17 protein-coding genes and 1 pseudogene are annotated in these 19,354 nt (G+C 68.8%); 7 read left to right on the top strand and 11 right to left on the bottom strand.

The window, feature by feature from the left end:
- Nucleotides 1-2: 2 nt before the first annotated feature.
- Nucleotides 3-908 (bottom strand): kinase, encoded by a 906-nt coding sequence (locus ACT53N_RS09080; protein WP_476063598.1) that lies wholly within the window; start codon nucleotides 906-908, stop codon nucleotides 3-5.
- Nucleotides 908-2,578, bottom strand: coding sequence for a sensor histidine kinase (locus ACT53N_RS09075; RefSeq protein ID WP_476063871.1), 1,671 nt, complete (start codon nucleotides 2,576-2,578; stop codon nucleotides 908-910). The genes ACT53N_RS09080 and ACT53N_RS09075 overlap by 1 nt, the downstream gene beginning before the upstream one ends.
- A 164-nt stretch (nucleotides 2,579-2,742) precedes the next feature.
- On the opposite strand from ACT53N_RS09075, the gene pgsA reads away from it, so the two are divergent.
- Entirely contained in the window at nucleotides 2,743-3,360 is a 618-nt protein-coding gene (gene pgsA / locus ACT53N_RS09070; RefSeq protein ID WP_476063597.1) for a CDP-diacylglycerol--glycerol-3-phosphate 3-phosphatidyltransferase, read from the top strand.
- 22 nt (nucleotides 3,361-3,382) lie between these two features.
- Here pgsA and ACT53N_RS09065 read toward each other — a convergent pair whose 3' ends face one another.
- Nucleotides 3,383-4,024: a DUF2306 domain-containing protein gene (locus ACT53N_RS09065; RefSeq protein ID WP_476063596.1), complete on the bottom strand. Its 642-nt coding sequence runs from the start codon at nucleotides 4,022-4,024 to the stop codon at nucleotides 3,383-3,385.
- A gap of 108 nt (nucleotides 4,025-4,132) precedes the next feature.
- Between ACT53N_RS09065 and ACT53N_RS09060 the strand changes: the two genes are divergently transcribed.
- The gene (locus ACT53N_RS09060; RefSeq protein WP_476063595.1) at nucleotides 4,133-4,900 is read left to right on the top strand and encodes a LytTR family DNA-binding domain-containing protein; all 768 of its coding nucleotides are present in this window, start codon (nucleotides 4,133-4,135) and stop codon (nucleotides 4,898-4,900) included.
- Here ACT53N_RS09060 and ACT53N_RS09055 read toward each other — a convergent pair.
- Both ACT53N_RS09055 and ACT53N_RS09050 read right to left on the bottom strand, forming a co-directional pair.
- Nucleotides 4,897-6,060 carry a patatin-like phospholipase family protein gene (locus ACT53N_RS09055; protein WP_476063594.1) on the bottom strand — a complete coding sequence of 388 codons (1,164 nt, stop codon included), beginning with the start codon at nucleotides 6,058-6,060 and terminating at the stop codon, nucleotides 4,897-4,899. The two genes, ACT53N_RS09060 and ACT53N_RS09055, sit on opposite strands and share 4 nt — an antisense overlap.
- Before the next feature lie 132 nt (nucleotides 6,061-6,192).
- On the bottom strand, nucleotides 6,193-6,402 hold the full coding sequence (locus ACT53N_RS09050) for a cold-shock protein (protein ID WP_004622582.1): 210 nt from the start codon (nucleotides 6,400-6,402) through the stop codon (nucleotides 6,193-6,195).
- A gap of 343 nt (nucleotides 6,403-6,745) precedes the next feature.
- On the opposite strand from ACT53N_RS09050, the gene ACT53N_RS09045 reads away from it, so the two are divergent.
- Nucleotides 6,746-6,898 carry a hypothetical protein gene (locus ACT53N_RS09045; RefSeq protein ID WP_476063593.1) on the top strand — a complete coding sequence of 51 codons (153 nt, stop codon included), beginning with the start codon at nucleotides 6,746-6,748 and terminating at the stop codon, nucleotides 6,896-6,898.
- A 6-nt stretch (nucleotides 6,899-6,904) separates the two neighbouring features.
- On the opposite strand, the gene ACT53N_RS09040 is transcribed toward ACT53N_RS09045, so the two are convergent.
- The gene (locus ACT53N_RS09040) at nucleotides 6,905-8,686 is read right to left on the bottom strand and encodes an SLC13 family permease (RefSeq protein ID WP_476063592.1); all 1,782 of its coding nucleotides are present in this window, start codon (nucleotides 8,684-8,686) and stop codon (nucleotides 6,905-6,907) included.
- Nucleotides 8,687-8,833: 147 nt separating this feature from the next.
- Nucleotides 8,834-8,950 (bottom strand): annotated as a pseudogene (locus ACT53N_RS09035) (hypothetical protein); the annotation flags it as partial.
- Nucleotides 8,951-9,222: 272 nt separating this feature from the next.
- On the opposite strand from ACT53N_RS09035, the gene carB reads away from it, so the two are divergent.
- The 3 genes from carB (at nucleotide 9,223) to ACT53N_RS09020 (ending at nucleotide 14,466) form a co-directional block, all read left to right on the top strand.
- Nucleotides 9,223-12,522 carry a carbamoyl-phosphate synthase large subunit gene (carB, locus tag ACT53N_RS09030; RefSeq protein ID WP_476063591.1) on the top strand — a complete coding sequence of 1,100 codons (3,300 nt, stop codon included), beginning with the start codon at nucleotides 9,223-9,225 and terminating at the stop codon, nucleotides 12,520-12,522.
- A 181-nt stretch (nucleotides 12,523-12,703) separates the two neighbouring features.
- Nucleotides 12,704-13,996, top strand: coding sequence for an SDR family oxidoreductase (locus ACT53N_RS09025; protein WP_476063590.1), 1,293 nt, complete (start codon nucleotides 12,704-12,706; stop codon nucleotides 13,994-13,996).
- Nucleotides 13,996-14,466 carry a DUF2269 family protein gene (locus ACT53N_RS09020; protein WP_476063589.1) on the top strand — a complete coding sequence of 157 codons (471 nt, stop codon included), beginning with the start codon at nucleotides 13,996-13,998 and terminating at the stop codon, nucleotides 14,464-14,466. The genes ACT53N_RS09025 and ACT53N_RS09020 overlap by 1 nt, the downstream gene beginning before the upstream one ends.
- On the opposite strand, the gene ACT53N_RS09015 is transcribed toward ACT53N_RS09020, so the two are convergent.
- On the bottom strand, nucleotides 14,463-15,014 hold the full coding sequence (locus ACT53N_RS09015) for a hypothetical protein (RefSeq protein WP_476063588.1): 552 nt from the start codon (nucleotides 15,012-15,014) through the stop codon (nucleotides 14,463-14,465). The two genes, ACT53N_RS09020 and ACT53N_RS09015, sit on opposite strands and share 4 nt — an antisense overlap.
- Nucleotides 15,015-15,221: 207 nt before the next feature.
- Here ACT53N_RS09015 and ACT53N_RS09010 point away from each other — a divergent pair, with 207 nt between their 5' ends.
- The gene (locus ACT53N_RS09010) at nucleotides 15,222-17,141 is read left to right on the top strand and encodes a hypothetical protein (protein WP_476063587.1); all 1,920 of its coding nucleotides are present in this window, start codon (nucleotides 15,222-15,224) and stop codon (nucleotides 17,139-17,141) included.
- 4 nt (nucleotides 17,142-17,145) lie between these two features.
- On the opposite strand, the gene ACT53N_RS09005 is transcribed toward ACT53N_RS09010, so the two are convergent.
- From ACT53N_RS09005 to ACT53N_RS08995, 3 genes are read right to left on the bottom strand one after another with little or no spacing between them, the layout of a single operon-like run.
- The gene (locus tag ACT53N_RS09005) at nucleotides 17,146-17,871 is read right to left on the bottom strand and encodes a class I SAM-dependent methyltransferase (protein ID WP_476063586.1); all 726 of its coding nucleotides are present in this window, start codon (nucleotides 17,869-17,871) and stop codon (nucleotides 17,146-17,148) included.
- The gene (locus ACT53N_RS09000) at nucleotides 17,871-18,314 is read right to left on the bottom strand and encodes a GtrA family protein (RefSeq protein ID WP_476063585.1); all 444 of its coding nucleotides are present in this window, start codon (nucleotides 18,312-18,314) and stop codon (nucleotides 17,871-17,873) included. The genes ACT53N_RS09005 and ACT53N_RS09000 overlap by 1 nt, the downstream gene beginning before the upstream one ends.
- On the bottom strand, nucleotides 18,311-19,303 hold the full coding sequence (locus tag ACT53N_RS08995; RefSeq protein WP_476063584.1) for a glycosyltransferase family 2 protein: 993 nt from the start codon (nucleotides 19,301-19,303) through the stop codon (nucleotides 18,311-18,313). The genes ACT53N_RS09000 and ACT53N_RS08995 overlap by 4 nt, the downstream gene beginning before the upstream one ends.
- Nucleotides 19,304-19,354 lie beyond the last annotated feature (51 nt).

The following is a 19,354-nucleotide window of genomic DNA, read 5'->3' as shown; positions in this document are numbered from 1 at the left end:
CACTATAGGCCGCGCGTCTCCACGGGCCAGCGGTGCGCGTCCAGGCTGACGTCGACATCGGCGATCGCGGGCAGATCCTGGGCGATCCATTCGGTCAGGCGCTGATAGTGCGCCAGGAAGCGGTCGAGCGCGGTGTCGTCCATCGTCTGCGCCGCGTCGCGGCCCTCGGCGGCCAGGCGGGCCCGCAGCTTGACCTCCTGCTCGCCCCGCCAGGCGCGGACGGTGGCGAAGTCCGGCGCGGTCAACAACACCAGGCGATCAATGCGGTTGAAGAGGGGGCGATAGGGGCCGGCGAGCGCCTCGTTGGCGTAGCCGCGCCAAGCGCTGTCGGGGTCTTCGCCGGCTTCCAAGGCGTTGACGGGGGCGGCGAGGGCCTCGGGCGGCTGCGGCCGTGCGCCCACGCACCAGCCTTCCAGCAGCACGACGTCGGCGGGGCCCTGAAAGATCGGCCAGCTGACCTCTGGCGCGCGGTCGTCGACGGCCTTGTCGAAGCGGGGCAGCGGCCTGCGACCCGGCCTCGCCAAGGCGTCCAGCACCGTCAGGCCCAGCGCCGGATCGTGCGTGCCCGGCACCCCGCGCGTTCTCAGCAGCGGGTGGACGTCGTGGGCCAGGCGCTCTCGGGCGGCGCGCGGCAGGTAGAGATCGTCGAGCGACAGGTTGGCGGTCCGTAATCCCCGCGCCTTGAGCAACCGCGTCAGGAGCAGGGCCAGGGTCGACTTGCCCGAGCCTTGCGGACCGCAGACGCCGACCGCCAGCGGCCGGTCTCGGGGGGCTTGCGCCCAGTCGGCGATACGCGCCGCAAGGGGAAGATGCAGACGCTCCGCCAGGGCGGCGAACGTGGGCGGCAGGCGCTCGTCCTGAAGAAACGCGGCCAGCAGGGCGGCCGTGTCGGCCGAGGCCATGACCATCAGACCGGATTACTCCAGCGCACCGCCTCGGGCAGCGGCAGCGAGGCTTCGAACACCAGACCATCGGCCTGGAAGTCGAAGCGCGCCTGGCCCTTCTGTTCGCGCCGGATGGAGCTTTCGATCAGGCGCGTGCCAAATCCGGGCGCGGTGGGCGGCGTGACCGTGGGACCGTCGATGTCGCGCCAGATGAAGGACAGCACGTCAGTCACCGGATCGAGCCGCCAGGTGAGGACCACCCGGCCGCCGGGAACCGAAAGCGCGCCGTACTTGGCGCTGTTGGTGGCCAGTTCGTGGAACACCATCGACAGCCCCACCGCCGTGTGCGGGGCGAGCGCAACGGTGGGGCCCGTGCGCTCCACCCGGTCGACGTGCGCGCCGAGGCTCGCCGCCACCAGGGCCGCCATGTCGGCCTCGCGCCAGCCGGTGCGGGTCAACAGATCGTGGGCGCCGGACAGGGCGATCAGGCGGTCGGTGAAGACGGCCAGAGAGCGCTTGTCAGCCTTGGCGAAGGTCTGTCGGGCCAGGGCTTGCACCGTGGCCAGTGTGTTCTTCACCCGGTGGTTCAGCTCGTTGATCATCACGCCCTGGCGTTCTTCGCGGGCCTTCAGCTCTTCCGAGGCGGTCAGCAGGGCGGCGTGGACAGCGGCGATTTCTTCCAGGCTGTCGCTGGGGGCGGGCCGCAGCGTCTCGCCGCGCCCGATCGCCGAGGCGTCCTGCACCAGCCGGCGCATGTCGCGGTTGATGCGCTGCGAATAGACCAGGGCCAGCCACAGCCCCAGCCCCAGCAGGAGCAGGAAGATCCCGGTTCCGACCGCCACCGAGCGGTTGACCGTGCTGGCCAGCTCCTTGCGAGGAATGGCCACCACCAAGGTCCAGCCCGTCTGGGGCGAGCGTGTGTAGGCGACCATGGTCGGCACGCCCTCCAGGGAGACGCTCTTGTTCACCCCCTCGGTGGAGCGGCGCAGGTTCTCGGTCATGTCCGCCGACGCCTGGGCGCCGGTGAATTTCTCGTTGAGCCGCGAGCGGGCGATGACGCGCTGCTTGTTGTCGAGCAGGGTCGCCACCCAGCTGTCGGGCACCCGCTGCTGGCGGAACACCGAGGCGAACGAGGCGGACTCCACGACGTAGGACAGCACATAGAACTGGCCGCGCACGGTGATCGGCGTGCCGACGGTGATCACCGGCTTGCCGGCCACCGGGCCTTCCAGGAGGTCCGAAACCTTGTTGCGGCCGGCCGAGAAGGCTTGGGTCTCGGCGGGCGTGCGCTGGATGCGCGGCAGGGGCCTGCCGTAGGGAACGAGCGTGTTGATGACCTGCTGGCCGCTGGCGTCGGCCACGACGATCCAGCCGGAGCGTCGCTCCATGGCGCGGCGCGCGCGGGCGTGGAAGGCTGCCCAGTCGCCATCGATCAGCGCTTGGTCGGTGGCGAGGGTCTCGGCCACGGAGACGCCGGTCGCGGCCTGACGGTCGACGGCGCCGTTCAGCGCCCGGCCGGTGGTGACGAGCTGCTGATAGAGGCGTCCGCGCGATTCGCGATCGGCGCTGGCCAGCAGGAAGCCCATCGCCAGGAGGGCCGGGACCAGCAGGCTGACGGTCAGAAGCACCAGGCGCCCGCGCACCGAGCTGGCGCGTCGTCGCAGACTGTATCCCGCCGTTCCGAGCCCTAGCATGCCGGGGTGCGCCCGCTTCGACAAGAGCGCCGTGTCGCTCTCCAGGTTTGTATATCCGAGCGAGTCGCGTCCGGCGTCCGAAAAATCCCTCGTCTCGGTTAACTCCAAGGCGGAGCCCAGCGCCCCGGTATCCCTTTCCCCGGTTTGTGCGTTATGAAACCCGCATGAAAGCGTTGCCCAACATCCTGACCAGCTCGCGCCTCGTGATGGCGCTGTTCATGTTCATCGCCCTGGCGGCGGCGGCCGGGGCGGTGCCCTATGTCAGCGAGCAGCTGACGGCCGAGACGCAGTTCCGCCTCGAGCGCTGGGCCTTCTACGCCTTCGTGGTGGCGGCGGTGACCGACTTCTTCGACGGCTGGCTGGCCCGCAAGCTGGACGCGGTCAGCGTCTGGGGCGCGATCCTTGATCCGATCGGCGACAAGATCCTGGTGTGCGGCGCGCTGCTGGGCCTGATGGCCCTGGGCCCCAACGCCATGGTCGTGCTGCCGGCCGGCCTGATCCTGTTCCGCGAATTCACTGTCAGCGCCCTGCGCGAAGTCGGGGCGGGCAAGGGCGTCAAGCTGCCCGTGACCCTGCTGGCCAAGTGGAAGACGACCCTGCAGCTGGTGGCGATCGGCGCGGAGATGATCCTGGCCTCGTGGAGCGCCTTCGGTCTGCCGCCGGAACCTTCCTTGGTCGGCGGGTTCACGCTCGTGGCCCATAGCCTGTTGTGGCTAGCCACGGCGGTCACCCTGGTCACCGGCGCACAGTACTGGGAAGCGGCCCGCAAGGCGCTGACCTAGCGGGCGACCAGGCTGGTCGCCCTCAACGGCCTGCCGCCGGGCTGGGGCTGAGACTGGCGGACGGCGAGGGACCGGGCGCGGCGAACAGCCACGCCTCCGCCAGCAGCAGGTTGGGAACCCAGCACAGGAAGGCGATGGCGCGGTAGGCCTCGACAAAGGGCAACGGTCCCATCGCCGCCATCGGCAGGTAGAGCCGCAGGGTCACCGCCGCCAGGGTGAGAGCGAACGAACGGATCATCCAGGCCCGGTGCTCGGCGATCCGCCCCTGGACGGCGCGGCGCCAGGCGAGAGTCGTCGTGACGATCCAGGCTGCGCCCAGCAGGCCAAAGCCGGTCGTGGCGACGGGGCCGGCCGTGGATCCCAGCGCCAGCGCGACTCCGCCCACACCGCCTGACAGGCAGCCCAGGACATAGATCCGCCCCAGCAGCCGATGCAGGCCTAGCCAGCGCGCGCGAAGGCCCTGCAGCATCTGGAACGGTGCAATCAGCAGGGCGGTGGCCGCGCCCGCCACATGCAGCGCAAGGAACGGATCGACGAAGCGATTGGCCATCACATTGTCCGCCATAGGCCCTATCCTGGGCAGGTAGCGATAGGCCGTCAGGGCGACCACAAGGCTGAGGATCATCATCAGCAGCCAGGCGGGACGAGTCAGGGTTTTCGGCACGGTCGGGCTCCGGTTTAGAGCCGAGATTGCAAGCGCCGCGGCGCCGCGCTACGCCAACCGCGTGAGCGGCGCCTATTCTGCGCGAACGGCGCCGGGGGCGGATGATCGATGATTTTGACGGATCGCCGGGCCGCGCTGAAGCGTCTGGCCATCGACCTGTTGCTGCTGACCGCGCTGGGCCTGGTGATGGGCGTGCTGTCGCCCTTCGGCACCGCGCAGCTGTCGACTCAGGGGAGCTTCGTCTACTGGCTTCTGTCGATCGTCGGCGGAGGCCTGATCGGCCTGGTGGTCGACGAGCTGATGGGACGGCGGATCGAAGGTTTTGGCCGCCGCCTGCTTGCCGTGACCACCGTCATGACCCCAGCAGTGGTCATCTGGGTTCGGCTGGTCGAGATGATGTTCGGCCAGGAGGATTTCTGGCTTCCGCCGGTGCTGTGGTTTCGCGTCTGGGTGATCAGCGGCCTCGTCATGACGGTGCGGATCCTGGTCTGGCGCAGGCCGCCGACGCCCGCGCCCACGGTCGAGACCCGGGTGGTCGTGGCTCCGCCGCTGCCCGAGTCAGAGGCCGCCTTCCGTCAGCGCCTGTCGGCCAAGCGGCGCGCGGCCCGGCTGATCGCCGTCGAGGCCCATGACCACTATCTGCGGGTTCATACCGACGCGGGCGTCGAGCTTTTGACGCTGCGCTTCTCCGACGCGCTCGCCGAGCTTTCGGGCGCGCACGGTTTTCAGACCCATCGGTCCTGGTGGGTGGCCGGCGAGGCGATCGAAGCCGCGCAATGGCGGCGCGGCGCGGGCGAGCTGCGGCTGGCCGGCGATCTGGTCGCGCCCGTCAGCCGCCGACACGCCCCGACCTTGCGGGCGGCGGGCTGGCTTTAACCCGGCGCTTGTGTGTCCGCCGCTGGATCTGACGGCGCCGCCCACGCCGCGCCGGACTTGCCCAAGTCATGGCCCAGCTTGAACAGGGCGCGCCGGCCTTCGGAGGCGAAGTCCAGCCCCGAGAAGTCGCCCTTGGCGTCGTCGGGAATGGCCGTGTAGCGGAACACCCCGCCGTTGCGCCGCGTGAAGGCGGCGTTGGCGGTCAGATGCGTGCGCATCTGGGCCTTGTTCATCGCGATCCAGGAGCGGCCCACGATCGACAGGGCGTCACCCTTGGTGAAGCCGAAGCCGCCGTCGATCTGGCCGTTGACGATCACCGAAACCTCGCCGGGTCCGGTCTGGTCACGTCCGGGCAGGATGGACAGCAGAAGCGTCTCGGGGGCCACGAAGAACGGGGTGGTGACGCTGCCGTCGACATGCATCTCCGACAGCTTGCGGTTGGAGCCCTCCACCTCGATCAGGCTGGGCGGGAAGACGCCGGGGATGCTGGCCGAGGCGACCAGCACGTCGCGGAACAGCTGCAAGGCCGCCGCGTCGCCGCGCGAGGCGATGGCTCCCATGTCCCAGATCATCGCCTCCTCGGTGTCGAGATTGGTGGTGGCGATCATCAACCGCCGGCCCTTGGCGTGCTCGACGGCCACGGCGTACAGCAGCGGCGGATCGACATACTTCGCCACAAGGTCGCGCAGGGCGTTGTTGCGGAAGATGCTGGGCGTGAAGAAGAGATCGAGGCCCCGCCGCTCCAGGATGCGATCGGCGGCCGCGCTGGTGTAGGCCTCGGTCAGGCGGCGATCCCAGTCCTTGCCCAGGAAGGCGAAGGGCGCTGTGAGGGCTCCGGTCGAGACGCCGGTGACGATATCGAAGTCGGGGCGGTTCCCCGTTTCCGTCCAGCCCACCAGAACGCCTGCCCCATAGGCGCCGTTAGACCCGCCGCCCGAGATCGCCAGGACATTGACCTTGCGCCCTGCGGTATGGCTGTGGACGTCCTGCGCAAACCGCAGGCCGGCGGCTGGATCGGCGGCGCTGAACCGGACGTCGGAGAGGCCCCGGGGCGCCACGGCGCCAAGGTCCTGGGCCGTGAATGCGTCGCGCGACACCGTCCCGCAGGCTGACAGCAGCAGGCTGACCATCAAGGCGGCCAGGACGCGAAAGCCTCGCATGGAAAGCGTCTCCGAAAAGGCTGGGCGATGATTAGCCCCGTCGGCCGCGCGAGGGAATTGCCCCCAAACGAAAACAGGCCGGCGCAAGCGCCGGCCTGTGATCTTCAGAACCCGTGGGCTCGCTGCGGGGCTTTAAGCCGCTTGCAGCTGGCCGGCCGAGGTCTTGCCGCTGCGGCGGTCGACTTCCGGCTCGTACGAGATCTTTTGGCCTTCGTTCAGCGAACCGAGGCCGGCGCGCTCAACGGCCGAGATGTGGACGAAGATGTCCGAGCCGCCGTTGTCGGGCTGAATGAAGCCGAAGCCCTTGGTGGAGTTGAACCACTTCACGGTTCCAGTCGCCATGGGGATGTTCCTTGTAGGCATAGGTGTTCGTCGTCCGGAACGCCCGGTCGACGATCAAATTTCGTTGGAAGTTCGGTAGGCGCGTCCGGCGCTCCCGGTCCGGGAGCAAGGAAAAGCAGGCCGAGCGGCAGCGAATTCGATACGACCATAAACACGATATTTCTGGGGATATCAAGGAAAATACCGAACTACGACTTTTCGGCTATTTCTCCAGATCGCGAATTCTATTCGAAATAGTTGCCTAGAAGCCTCCGGAGGCGGGCATGGTCGTCGCCATCAAAGGGCCTTGTCAGACTCTTTAATGCAAATCATTCTCAAATGCATCATCGCGAAGGAGACGACGATGGTTCTGCGAATGACGGGCGCGAGCTGGCTGGCCGCGATGATGCGAGTCGAGCGCGAAGAGGGCGAGGGGTTCGACGACGACGCCTGGCTGCTGTTTGGTCCCAGTGATCCTGCGGTGGTCGAACCCCGGGACGCGCCGTCGGACGAGTAGAGCGCTCTATCCCGTAAAAGGCCAGAACCAGGCGATCAGCCACGGCGCGACCAGCAGGATCAGGATCGTCAGCGGCGCGCCCAGCCGCGCATAGTCGCCGAAGCGATAGCCGCCTGGGCCCATGACCAGGGTGTTGCACTGGTGGCCGACGGGCGTGAGGAAATCGCAGCCCGCCCCGACCGCCACGGCCATCAGGAACGGATCGGGCGACAGGCCCAGGCGCTGGGCCACGCCCATGCCGATCGGCGCGGCGATCAGCACGGTGGCGGCGTTGTTCAGGAACGGCGTTGCGGCCATGGCCACGGCCATCATCGCTGTCAGGGTGAGCAGCGGCGGGAGGCCATGGAAGGCGCCGGACAGCCAGCTGGCGATCAGGTCAGCGCCGCCGGTCTTCTGGACGGTGTCGCTGACCGGGATCAGGGCGGCCACCAGCACCAGCACCGGAGCCTCCAGGGCCGCATAGGCCTCGCGCATGCGCAGCGCGCCGCAGGCGACCACCAGCACCGCCGCGCCGAAGAAGCCGCCGGCCACCGGTACGACGCCTGTCGCGACCAGCGCCATGGCCACGGCCAGGATGATCACCGGCAGGAGCGCGTGCCGCACCCCGCCCAGCCGCACTTCGCGCTCGGCCAGGGGCAGCAGGCCCAGGGCCTGCAGGGCCGCCGGCAAGGATTGTTCGCCGCCTTGCAGGACCAGGATGTCGCCCGCCCGCAGGCGAATGGTCGCCAGGCGTCCGGCCATCCGATGACCGCTGCGCGACACGCCCAGCAAATTGACCCCGTGGGCGTGGCTGAGCGTCAGGCTGCGGGCCGACTCGCCGATCAGGTCGCTCTCGCCGCCGATCACCGCCTCGACCACGCGCACCTCGTCGGTCGGTTCGTTCATCGCCACAGGGCGGTCGGCGTCGCTGAGCCGCAGCTTGGCCGCCACGATCAGCTGGTTCAGCGCCTGCTGTTCGCCCTCCAGCAGGAGGATGTCACCGGAATGGATCTTCATGTTGGAGTGCGGCGACTCCAGCCGCTTGCGGCCACGCAGGATGGCGACCACCGAGACCGCGCTGTCGGCGGCCTTCTTCAGCGCGCCGACGGTGTTGGCGTGAAAGCTCCAGTCATCGGGGACGGCGACCTCGGTGACATAGGCCTTGGTGGCCAGGGCCGCGTCGACGTCGATCGCCGCCTGGCGCGAGCGTGGCAGCAGACGATAGCCGATCGTGAGATAGGCGATGGCGATGACGGTCAGGATCCCGCCGACCGGCAGGAAGTCGAACATCCTGAACGGCTCGCCCATCGCCTCCTGGCGAACTTCGGAGACGATGATGTTGGGCGAGGTGCCAACCAGCACGGCCAGACCGCCGACAAGCGAGCCAAACGCCATCGGCATCAACAGGCGGCCTGGCGGCACGCCGGTGCGCTTGGCGATCTGCAGGGCGCTGGGCATCATCAAGGCCAGCGCCCCGACGTTCTTGGTGGCCATCGACAGCACCGCCGTCGCGCCGGCCAGCACCGGGACCTGGCTGCGCTCGTCCTTCAGCCTGGGCAACAGCGGCGCCATGACCATGTCGACGAACCCGCTGCGCGCGACAGCGGCCGACAAGACCAGAGCGCTGGCGATGATGATGACGATGTCGTTGGCGAAGCCGTCGAACGCCGCCTTCACCGGGATCAGCCCCAGCGCCATGCCAGCCGCCAGCGCGCCCAGCGCGATCAGGTCGTAGCGCCACCGTCCCCAGATGAAGGCGATCACGGTCGCGCCGATCAGCGCGAAGGCCAGGCTCTGCTGCAATGTCACGAAAGGTGTTCCCCGAAGCTACGCCATCGGGAAACGGGCGAAGCGGGAATGGGTTCAGCTTGATGTGGGGGCTGCGGAGGTCCTGTTTGTGGGGGGCGACTGAAAACGATCCAGGTCGGACCGAAGAGCGCCCCTCCGTCACGTCACCTATCGGCGCCGCGCCACCTCCCCCGTTCCACGGGTGAGGAGGAAGTCGCCACGCTCCTGCCCCGCTTGCGGGGGAGGTGGATCGCTGCGGATACGCAGCGAGACGGAGGGGGCGTTGAGAGCCAAAGGTCCGTCACCCACCCTTCACGGACCGCAAAGACGTCCACGCCCTGGGCTCTACAGCGTCGCGCCATGGCCTCGGTGATCGCCCAGTGCCGTCAGGACGTGTCCTTCTTCGCTCCAGAGAGGGTTTCAAGCCCCCCTTAACCCTGCGCCAACATGCGGGGTTGCGCCAAACCGACTCCGTCTCTACACGGGCGCCTTAACCTGCAAGATGGTCGACAGCGGGCGCGCGGATGTGCGCGACCGTGTCTTTGCGCGAGTTAGCCATGCCCAAGAGAACAGACATCTCCTCGATCCTGATCATCGGCGCGGGGCCGATCGTCATCGGTCAGGCTTGCGAGTTCGACTATTCGGGCGTTCAGGCCTGTAAGGCGCTGCGGGCCGAGGGCTACCGGATCATCCTGGTCAACTCGAACCCCGCCACGATCATGACCGATCCGGACGTGGCCGATGCGACCTATATCGAGCCGATCACGCCGGAGATGGTCGCCAAGATCATCGAGAAGGAGCGCCCCGACGCGCTGCTGCCGACCATGGGCGGCCAGACCGCGCTGAACACGGCGCTGGCCCTGGAAGAACAGGGCGTGCTGGAGAAGTTCGGCGTCGAGATGATCGGCGCCAAGGCCGAGGTCATCGACAAGGCTGAGGACCGCCAGAAGTTCCGCGACGCCATGGACAAGCTGGGCCTGGAATCGCCCCGCTCGCGCGCCTGCCACACGCTGGAAGAGGCGATGGAAGGCCTGGAGTTCGTCGGCCTGCCGGCGATCATCCGCCCGTCCTTCACCCTGGCCGGCACCGGCGGCGGCATCGCCTACAATGTCGAGGAGTTCAAGGAGATCGTCGAGCGCGGCCTCGACCTCTCGCCGACCACCGAGGTGCTGGTCGAAGAGAGCGTCCTGGGCTGGAAGGAGTACGAGATGGAGGTCGTCCGCGACAAGGCGGACAACTGCATCATCGTCTGCTCGATCGAGAACATCGACCCGATGGGCGTCCACACCGGCGACTCGATCACCGTCGCCCCGGCCCTGACCCTGACGGACAAGGAATACCAGTGGATGCGCGCGGCCTCGATCGCCGTGCTGCGCGAGATCGGCGTGGAGACCGGCGGCTCGAACGTGCAGTTCGCCGTCAATCCCAAGGACGGCCGCATGGTCGTCATCGAGATGAACCCGCGCGTGTCGCGCTCGTCGGCCCTGGCCTCGAAGGCCACCGGCTTCCCGATCGCCAAGGTCGCCGCGCGCCTGGCCGTCGGCTACACGCTGGATGAGCTGAAGAACGACATCACCGGCGGCGCGACCCCGGCCTCGTTCGAGCCCAGCATCGACTACGTCGTCACCAAGATCCCGCGCTTCGCCTTCGAGAAGTATCCGGGTTCGGAGCCCCTGCTGACCACGGCCATGAAGTCAGTCGGCGAGGTCATGGCCATCGGCCGCACCTTCAAGGAAAGCGTCCAGAAGGCCCTGCGCGGCCTCGAGACCGGCCTTTCGGGCTTCGACGAGGTGCTGATCGACGGCGCCGATGATCCCGACAACGGCAAGGCCGCCGTGATCCGCGCGCTGGGCACGCCCACGCCCGACCGCCTGCGCGTCATCGCCCAGGCCTTCCGCCACGGCCTGACCGTGGAAGAGGTCAACGCCGCCTGCAGCTACGAGCCCTGGTTCCTGCGCCAGATCGCCGAGATCGTCCGTCAGGAAGGCTGGGTGAAGGCCGGCGGCCTGCCGAAGACCGCGCAAGGCTTCCGCGAGCTGAAGGCCCAGGGCTTCTCCGACGCCCGCCTGGCCAAGCTGACCGGCTCGACCGAAAAGGCCGTCCGCAAGGCTCGCCAAGACCTGAACGTGCGCCCGGTGTTCAAGCGCATCGACAGCTGCGCCGGCGAGTTCCTGGCCTCCACGCCCTACATGTACTCGACCTACGAGTTCGGCGCCCTGGGCCAGGTTCCCGAGTGCGAGAGCGACCCGTCCTCGGCCAAGAAGGCCGTGATCCTGGGCGGCGGTCCCAACCGGATCGGCCAGGGCATCGAGTTCGACTACTGCTGCTGCCACGCGGCCTTTGCGCTGGACCAGATCGGCGTGGAGTCGATCATGGTCAACTGCAACCCCGAGACCGTCTCGACCGACTACGACACCTCCGACCGCCTGTACTTCGAGCCGCTGACGGCCGAGGACGTGCTGGAGCTGCTGCATGTCGAGATGAGCAAGGGGACCCTGGCCGGCGTCATCGTACAGTTCGGCGGCCAGACGCCGCTGAAGCTGGCCCATGCCCTGGAAGAGGCCGGCGTGCCGATCCTGGGCACCAGCCCCGACGCCATCGACCTGGCCGAGGACCGCGAGCGCTTCCAGCAACTGCTGAACGGCCTCAACATCGCCCAGCCGGAAAACGCCATCGCCCGCACCTGGGACGAGGCGCGCGCGGAAGGCGAGAAGATCGGCTTCCCGTTCGTGATGCGTCCGTCCTACGTGCTGGGCGGCCGGGGCATGGAGATCATCCGCGACCATGACGCCATGGAGCGCTACATCGCCGGCGCCGGCGAGATCTCGCTCGAGCACCCGATCCTGCTGGACCACTATCTGAGCCGCGCCACCGAGGTGGACGTCGACGCCCTGTGCGACGGCAAGGACGTGTTCGTGGCCGGCGTGCTGGAGCACATCGAGGAGGCCGGCGTCCACTCGGGCGACTCGGCCTGCTCGATGCCGCCCTTCTCGCTGAAGGCCGAAACGGTCGAGGAGTTGAAGCGCCAGACGGTGCAGATGGCCCTGGCGCTCAACGTGCGCGGCCTGATGAACGTGCAGTTCGCCATCGAAGAGCCGCACAGCGACAACCCGCGCATCTATGTGCTGGAAGTGAACCCGCGCGCCTCGCGCACCGTGCCGTTCGTCGCCAAGACGATCGGCCAGCCGGTGGCCGCCATCGCCGCCAAGATCATGGCCGGCGAGAGCCTGGCCAGCTTTGGCCTCAAGGACGTTCCCTACGACCACATCGCGGTCAAGGAAGCGGTCTTCCCGTTCGCCCGCTTCGCCGGCGTCGACACGGTGCTGGGCCCGGAAATGCGCTCGACCGGCGAGGTCATGGGCCTGGACTGGAAGCGCGACGGCGAGACCGGCATGGGCCCGGCCTTCGCCCGCGCCTTCGCCAAGAGCCAGCTCGGTGGCGGCGTCAAGCTGCCGACCAAGGGTACGGCCTTCGTCTCGGTCAAGGAAAGCGACAAGCCTTGGATCGTCGAGCCGGTGAAGCTTTTGCAGGCGGCCGGCTTCAAAGTGCTGTCGACCGAGGGCACCCAGGCCTATCTGGCCGCCCAGGGCGTCCAGGTCGAGCACGTGAAGAAGGTCCTTGAGGGCCGCCCGCACATCGTCGACGTGATGAAGAACGGCGGCGTGCAGCTGGTCTTCAACACCACCGAAGGCAAGCAGGCGCTGGAAGACAGCTTCGAGATCCGCCGCACGGCCCTGATGATGAAGGTGCCGTACTACACGACGTCGGCCGGCGCCCTGGCCGCCGCCCAGGCCATCGCCGGCGCCCCGGCTGAAGCCTTGGACGTGCGTCCGCTGCAGAGCTACGCGGCGGAGTAGGGCGGGAGAGCGCCCCCTCCGTCACGCGGCTGCGCCGCGCGCCACCTCCCCCGCGTCGCGGGTGAGGAGGACTATCATCCTCCCCCGTGCAACGGGGGAGGGGGACCGCCGAATGGCGGTGGAGGGGGCGCTTGCAGCGCCCACCTTCTCCCGCGCCGACAGACCGGCTACTCAAGGCGTCATGCGCATCGCCGTCATCGGAGCCTACGGGCTTATCGGCTCCTCGGTGGCCGCCCGGCTCGTGGCGGACGGCCATGACGTCGTCGGCGTTGGGCGGGATCTGGTTCAGGCCCGGCGGCGGTTTCCGGCCCTGGTGTGGAAACACGCGGATCTGGCGACGTCCAGCGTCGCGGACTGGACGGCGCTGCTGGATGGCGTCGAGGCGGTGGTCAATTGCGCCGGCGCCTTGCAGGACAGTCCGCGCGACGACCTGAACGCCGTGCATGTCGAGGGCGTCCGGCGGCTGGCCCAGGCGTGCGAGGCCAAGCGCGCGCGGCTGGTCCATATCTCGGCGGCCGGGGTCGAGGCCGGCAAGCCCACCGCCTTCAACACCACCAAGCACCAGGCCGAAGCGTTGCTCGCCGCGATGCCCGCACTGGACTGGGTGGTCTTGCGGCCCGGTCTGGTGATCGGCCCGGCGGCCTACGGCGGCACGGCGCTGCTGCGCGGCCTGGCGGGGTTCCCGGGCTTCTCGCCGGTCGTCTACGGTCAGAGCCGTGTGCAGGTCGTCGCGACCGATGACGTCGCCGCCGCCGTCGCGCGGTGCCTCACCCCCGACGCGCCCCTGCGCCAGCGCCTGGACTTGGCGCATGCCGATGCCGTGGCCCTGACGGATCTCGTATCGCGCCTGCGGGCTTGGCTGGGCTTTCCCGCCGCGCCAGTCATCGACCTGCCGCCGTCCCTGGCGCGGATCACCGCCGCCTGCGCCGACGCCCTGGCCTTTCTGGGCTGGCGCAGCCCGATGCGGACGGCGGCCCTGGCCCAGCTGCGGATGGGCGTGCGCGGCGAGGCCGATGACGCCGGCCGCCTTGGCCTTGAGCTCAAATCGCTGGACGCCCTGCTGGCGGCGATGCCGTCCGGCGTGCAGGAGCGCTGGTTCGCCCGCGCCTATTTCGCCAAGCCGCTGATCCTGCTGGTCCTGTTCGCCTTCTGGCTGGTGTCGGGGCTGATCGGGGCGACGGCGGGCTTCGAGCCTGCGGTGGCGACGCTGACGACAGCGGGCGTCTCGCGTGACCTCGCCGTGGTGGCGGTGTTGGGCGGAAGCGTGGCGGATATCGCCCTGGCCCTGCTGCTAGCCCACAAGCGCACGGCCGCCTTGGCCTTGAAGGGCATGTTGCTAGTCACGGCGGGTTACCTGCTGGGCGGGGCGCTGGTGCGGCCCGACCTGTGGCTCGATCCGCTGGGGCCTCTGGTCAAGAGCATTCCCGCCGCCCTGCTGGCGGTGGCCGCCCTGGCGACGCTGGAGGAGCGCTGATGGACCTCTACCTGCTGCTCAAGGCGGCCCACATCGTCGGCGCGGCGGTGCTGCTGGGCACGGGGGCGGGGATCGCCTTCTTCATGCTAATGGCCCACCGCACCCGCGATCCGGCCCTGGTCGCCCACACCGCGCGGATCGTCGTGCTGGCTGATTTCATCTTCACTACCATGGCGGTCATCGCCCAGCCGATCACCGGCGGGGCGCTGGCGCACCTGGCGGGGTTTCCGTTCAACACCGGCTGGGTGGCCCTGAGCCTGGCGCTCTATGTCGTCACCGGACTGTGCTGGCTGCCAGTGGTGTGGATCCAGATGCGGCTGCGGCGCCTGGCCGAGGCGGCGGTGGCGGCGGGCGAGCCTCTATCGCCGACCTATGATCGGCTGTTCCGTCTCTGGTTCGTGCTGGGCTTTCCGGCCTTCGCCGCCGTGCTGGCCATTGTCTGGCTAATGGTCGCCAAGCCCGTCTTCTAGGGCTCCCTCCGCACTCCGTTGACCACCGTATAGCACCGCCGCCGCCCAAGCTCGGTGCCGCAGAAGCCCGGCTCCATCGTGCCCTGGTTCAGCATCACATACGGGTCGCGCCGGCACTGGAACCATTCGTGCTGGAAGCTCAGGTGGTCGATGTCGCGGTGGAACACCGGCTGCTGATCGACCGTGTAGAACCGCGCCATGGCCGTCAGGCCGCCAAAGCTGCCCCGGCCGTTGACCAGACCGCATATGCGGCCGGTGCGGGTGGACCACACCGCGCCCAGCTCCAGGGGACTGGACTGCTGCAGCCGGGCCTCGAGATTGGCGTGGACGATCCGCCAGTTGGTCCGCGCCAGCGGGGCGTAGCGGGCGGCCTGCTGCGGCGAGGGCGGCGGCAGGTCGGCGTTCTCGCGCTCGAACTTCGCCAGGTCGACGCCGGTCAGCACCATCGCGCCCGCCGCGCCCAGCGCCCCGATCACGGCGATCGTCGACATGACCAGCGCCGCCGCCGAGGCGCGCGCGGGGCGGGAGCCGAAATCCGAAACCGCCATGACCGACCCTCTTCGCTGGCCCTTTCGCCAGACGCGAGGGTGACGAAGATCTTGTGAATTACAAGTATAATTTATTTACATGTGTGATTTGGCTTTTGCGGCGGCCGTTCGCGCAACCTGGGGGCGCGGGGTTCTCAGCGGCGACTTTGCTGCTAGTAGTTTTGGGCCTGCGTGGGGCGACGCGGAATCGATCGGGGCGAAACTCAGATGTTCGAGAACAAGGCCGTTTGGGCCCGCGCGGGCGGGATCGTGCTGTGGTGCCTGGTGCTGGCGGCCGCGCTCTCGACGAACCGGATGCTGTCGCTGTCGATCGACGCTTCCTATCACCTGCAAGTGATGGAGGTGGTTCGCCGCGCCTTCCTCGTGCCGCCCGTCGGGCATGAGTGGATGGCTGAGATGGTCGCCTATCCCAAGCTCAGCCACCGGTTCGCGGGCCTGTTTGCGACCCTGGGCTGGTCGGAGATCAACGCCCTGCTGATGGCCGGGGTGTTGTCGGCGGGCGTGGCCTGGCTGGTGCTGTTCGATCAGGCGCGGCGCGTGTCGCTGACCTATCTGGCGATCTGCGCGGGGCTGGCCCTGGTCAATGTCTATGCTCTGCGCGGCGTGATCGGCGCCGAGCTGGTGCGCAACTTCTTCTATCCGCAGATGGTCGGCGAGGCGGTGGCGGCGCTGGGCGTGGCTGGCGGCGCGGTGGTGCTGGCCCGCTCGCGGCCGGCGTTCGCCGTCTATGGCGCGGCCATGGTGCTGCTGTGCGGCTGCTTCCACCTGGTGCCGACCCTGCGCCTGTGCGGGGCGCTGATGGCGATGCTGGGTCTGGCGGTGCTGCGCGACATGATCCACGCCCGCCGCATCGACTGGATCGGCGTGGGGGGACTGTTGCTGATCGCCGGCGGCCTGCTGGGCAATCCGTTCTTCTGGAGCATGCGCTGGATGGCCGCCAACAACGGCAGCATCCACTTCGCCGTGCCGATGACGCTGAATGGCCTGGCGGGGCTCTCGGCCCTGCTGGTGGCGCTGTCGGCCTGGATCTTCCTGATCGAGGCGCTGCGGCCCCCGGCGGCCGTCGAGGAGGACGCGGGGCCGACGCGCGCAGCGGTGCTGCTGGCCGCGCTGGGCGCGGGGGCGGGCGTGTCGATGCTGGCCCAGTACGGCCTCTACGCCCTGCGGGGCGAGGGCTCGGAATATGCGGTGCTCAAGCATGGGTTCGGGGTTTGCACCCTGCTGGTTTTCGTCATTCCGCTGTGGGGGATGACGGTGCTGGGCGTGCGCGGCGCGGCGTTCGAGGAGCGGTCCGGCTGGGCCGCGCGGCTGGGCGTCCTGCCGGCCCTGGCGGCCCAACTGTTGGTGATGCTGGCCGTGTTCCTGCGGCCCAGCGTCTATGACGTGCCGCAGGTCACCGCAGTGCTGCGCGACGTTCGCGAGGTGCGCCTGACGCGCGGCCTGCACGGCGAGCAGGTGATGTTCTCGGCCACCCAGGTGCCCGCCGTGGCGACCTATATGGGCACGATCGGCATGCTGCAGTCGCCGCACGGCGGCAATGTGCTGAGCCTGTTGGACGACGGGCGGCCCAACCGTCCGGGCGACGTGCCCTACATCGTGACCCTGGCTGGCGACGCCTACGACAAGCCCGGCTGTCGCTCAGGGGCGCCGTTGGGTCTGGTGGTGGTGGTGGTCGGCTCCTGCGTCGAGCCGCCGTCGCTGTTGTTTAAGGCCGGCGGGTCGGGCGTCAGCGCCCTGCGCACCGGCTGGAGCGCGCCGGAGTTGGGCGGGGTCTGGGCGGACGGTCGTCAGTCCGTCGTCGAGATGCGGCTGTCCGAGGCGCAGGCCAGTCTGCCGGGCGCGGTGCTGGAGGTGGCGGCCTTCGCCTTCCTGCCGCTGCAGACCTCGACGCGCACCGTCACCGTGTCGGCGGGCGGCGCGTCGGAGACCTTCACCTTCAACCGCCAGAACGCGATCCGCCACGACTACCGGCTGCTGCTGCCGGCCGAGACGCTGAAGACGGGCGTTGTGCGCGTGGTTTTCGACGCCAAGGACCCCCAGACACCCGCCTCGCTGGGCCTGGGCGCCGACACCCGGCTGATGGGCGTGGGACTGGAGGCGATGCGGATCGTCTCCGCCGCGCCCTGAGGCTTCAAGCCTTCCGCGCGATCACCGCGATCGACAGGCCGAACGGCAGGCCGGGGCCCGCGGCCAGCGGCGTCTCCAGCGAGAACACGCCGGCCAGCGCCTTGTTCAGCGCCGCCGGCGGCATGGCGTCGTCGGCGCTCTTGTCGCCCAGCAGGCGCTTGACGGTGCGCTGCGCGGCCGCCAGCGGGAAGAGCAAGGTGTTGAAATAGGTGGCCGTCTCGATGGTCAGCCCCGCCGCCTCGAACAGCGCGCGATAGGCCGACAGCCTATAGCGGCGCTTGTGGTGGTGCAGCACGTCGTGGTGGCTCCACATCCACTGATAGGCCGGCACCGTCGTCAGGATCGCGCCGCCCGGCTTGACCAGCCGCGCCAGGGCGCGGACCGAGGCGGCGTCGTCGTCGACATGCTCCACCACGTCGAACGCGCAGACCAGGTCGAAGGTCTCGGGCGCGTAGGGCAGGCCGTCGGGCAGCAAGCCGGTGTCGACCGCCAGGCCCAGCCGCTCGCTGGCGTAGGCGCGGGACTCGTCGTCGGGCTCCAGCGCCGTGACCGAACCGAACTCGCGGAGAAGCGGAACGTTGCCGCCGGCGCCGCAGCCGACTTCCAGGATCTTCGCGCCTGTCGGCGTCCCCACGCGTTGCAGCAGGCCGCGCAGGATCTGGCGGCGGCCCACGAACCACCAGTGGTCGGCTTCCAGGTCGCGGATACGGTCGTAGATCAGGCGGTCCATCAGGCGTCCTTGCCGGATTTCGGGGCGTGGGCAAAGACCCAGAAGTGGCTCAACAGGAACAGTGCGGCGGTGTAGCTGGCCACCGCCAGCCCCTGCGCCGCCGAACTCCACAACGCGCCCGTCGGCAGGACCAGCCCGGCCAGGGTCAGAACGCCCAGGTTCAGACCGAAGGCGGCGGCCACGGCGACAACATAGCGCAGCGGCGCCGAGCGCGCGGTCTCACGCGCCTTGAAGACGAAAAGCCTGCTCAGCACGAAGCTGACGCAGATCCCGATCGCATAGCCGACGGCGTTGGCCAGATGCGGATCCAGACCCAGACCCAAGTCCAGCGCCAGGATGATCGAAAAGCCTACCAGCGTGTTCAACACGCCCGCCAGGCCATAGCGCAACGCCGAGACCAGGAAATCCCGACGCGCGGGCGTCAGCAGCCCGATCCGACTCACGCGTCGAACCCGTAACGGTCCATGACCACATAGAGCGGGCGGTTCTTCACTTCCTGATAGATGCGGGCGACGTATTCGCCCAGTGAGCCGATGGCCAGCATCTGCAGGCCAAAGCCCATCAGGATCACCACCATCAGTGACGGATAGCCGGGTACGTCGCGGCCGAACAACAGGGTGCGCAGGACGATCAACCCGGCCACGCCGCACGCCAGCACCCCAGCGATCAGGCCCACATAGCTCCAGATCCGGATCGGCACGCTGCTGAACGAGGTGAAGCCGTCCAGAGCGAAGTTCCAGAGCTTCCAGTAGCGGAACGAGCTGGTCCCCGCCGCACGCTCGGGGCGCGCATAGGGCACGGCGACTTGATTGAAGCCGACCCAGGCGAACAGGCCCTTCATGAAGCGATTGCGTTCAGGCAGCTGCTTCAGCACCTCGACCACTCGGCGGTCCATCAGGCGGTAGTCGCCGGCGTTGTAGGGCAGGTTGACGTCCGAGAGCTTGTTGAACGCGCGGTAGAAGCCCTGGGCCGTGGCGCGCTTGAGGAAGCCGTCCGAGGTGCGGTCGACCCGCACGCCATAGGCGACGTCGGCGCCGGCCTCCCAGGCCTCCAGGAAATGGCCGATCAGCTCGGGCGGGTCCTGTAGATCGCAGTCGATCGGCACGATCATGTCGCCGGTCGCCGCGTCCAGGCCCGCCGACAGGGCGGTCTCCTTGCCGAAGTTTCGGGCCAGGTTGATGACCTTGACGCGCGGGTCGCGCTGATGGCGGCGCAGCAGCACCGCCAGGGTGTGATCGCGGCTGCCATCATTGACGCAGACGACCTCGTAGGCGACGCCCAGCTTGGCCATCTCGGCGTCGATACGGTCGAAGAACAGGTCCAGCACCTCCTGCTCGTTATAGCAGGGGGCCACGATCGACAGCGTCTTGCCGACGCGCGAGCGCGTGACGGCGGGCGGCGACGCGGGGAGGGGCGCAACAGGCTCAACCATGATACTGGTTTAGCCGTGTTGCGCGCTGAAGGGGAAGGGGAAGAGAAGCCC

This window comes from Caulobacter sp. DMC95, assembly GCF_056313785.1.
This window is presented reverse-complemented; position numbering and strand designations above follow the sequence as displayed.